The organism is Acidovorax delafieldii 2AN (assembly GCF_000175235.1).
GTDB lineage: Bacteria > Pseudomonadota > Gammaproteobacteria > Burkholderiales > Burkholderiaceae_C > Acidovorax > Acidovorax delafieldii_B.
In genome coordinates this window covers 1-1,383 of record NZ_ACQT01000491.1, presented here as the reverse complement: position 1 = coordinate 1,383, position 1,383 = coordinate 1, and the positions used below count along the sequence as shown (strand labels likewise).

At 70.8% G+C, this 1,383-nt stretch carries 1 protein-coding gene; it reads right to left on the bottom strand.

All coding sequences use genetic code 11. The annotated features are described in order from the left end of the window. Positions 1-1,258: efflux transporter outer membrane subunit (locus ACDELDRAFT_RS22500; protein ID WP_232504822.1), on the bottom strand; the 1,258-nt coding region annotated here is incomplete at its 3' end. Positions 1,259-1,383 lie beyond the last annotated feature (125 nt).

Here is a 1,383-nt window from a genome sequence, read left to right as displayed (position 1 = left end):
CCACCTGCTGGTCGGCCACCAACAGGTCGCGCTCCGCGTCGAGCACCTCCAGGAAGGCCGCGGCGCCGTGGCCGTAGCGCAGTTGCGACAGGCGCGCGCGCTCGCCCTGCGCAGTGCGGGCGGCTTGGGCAATGCCGAGCTGGCGGGCCAGGGCCTCGCGCACGGCCAGCGCATCGGACACGTCGCGGAACGCACCCTGCACGGCTTTTTCATAGTTGGCCACGGCGATGTCGCGGCGCACTTCGGTCACGTTGAGGTTGTTGCGCAGCCGCCCGGCATTGAACAGCGGCACGGAAATGGTGGGTGCGAACGTCCACGCCTGGCTGCCATGATCGAACAGGCCGCCCAGTTCCGCGCTGGCCGTGCCCAGCGAGCCCGTGAGGGCGACGCGCGGGAAGAACGCCGCCCGCGCCGCGCCGATGTTTGCTTCGGCGGCGCGCAACTGGTGTTCGGCCGCAATGATGTCGGGGCGCTGCGTGAGCAGATCGGAAGGCAGGCCCACGCGCAGCGGGGGCATGGCCAGGCTGTCCAGCGGGGTGGTCATGGCCGCCGGGGCCGTGGGCGCGCCCATCAGCAGCGCCAGGGCGTTGGCCTGCTGCGCGCGGGCTTGCTCGAGCTGGGCGCCCAGTGCCTGTGCCTGGGTGAGCAGCGTCTGCACCTGGGTCAGGTTCAGCCGCGAAGCCGAGCCCACGTCCACACGGCGCTGGAAGATGCGCAGGCTTTCCTCGCGGCTCGTGATGGCCTGGCGCGCCAGTTCAAGGCGCTCATCGATCTCGCGCAATGCCAGCGCACTGTTGGCAACCTGTGCGATCAGGCCCACGGTCACAGCACGGTGGGCCGCCTCGGATGCAAGGTAGTTTTCGAGGGCGGCGTCCCGCAAGCTGCGCACGCGCCCCCAGAAGTCGATTTCCCAACTGGCCAGGCCCAGGCCCACCTGGTACTGGTTGCCCAGCAGGGGCTGGCGCGTGAGGTTCAGGTCGGCCGGCACGCGCGAGCGTTCCATGCCCGCCTGCGCGCCCAGGGTGGGCAGCAGGTCCGCCCGCTGGATGCCGTAGGCGGCCTTCGCTTCCTGCACACGCAGCATGGCGGTGCGCAGGTCGCGGTTGTTCTCCAGCGCCTGCGCTATGAGGGCCTGCAGTTGCGGATCGGTGAAATAGTCGCGCCAGGCCGTATCGGCCGCCGTGGTGCCCGCGTCGGCGCTGGCGCCGCCATAGCGCGCAGGCACCGGCAGTGCAGGTGCTTCATGTGGTGGAACCATCGATGTGCAGCCCGTGAGCGCCAGGATGGCTGCGGCCAGCAGGCTGCGCGGGCTGTGGCTCCGGGCACAAAGGGAAGGGCCCGGAAGCATGCCGCTGCAGGCAGCGCCGAGGCGCTCGGGAGCAT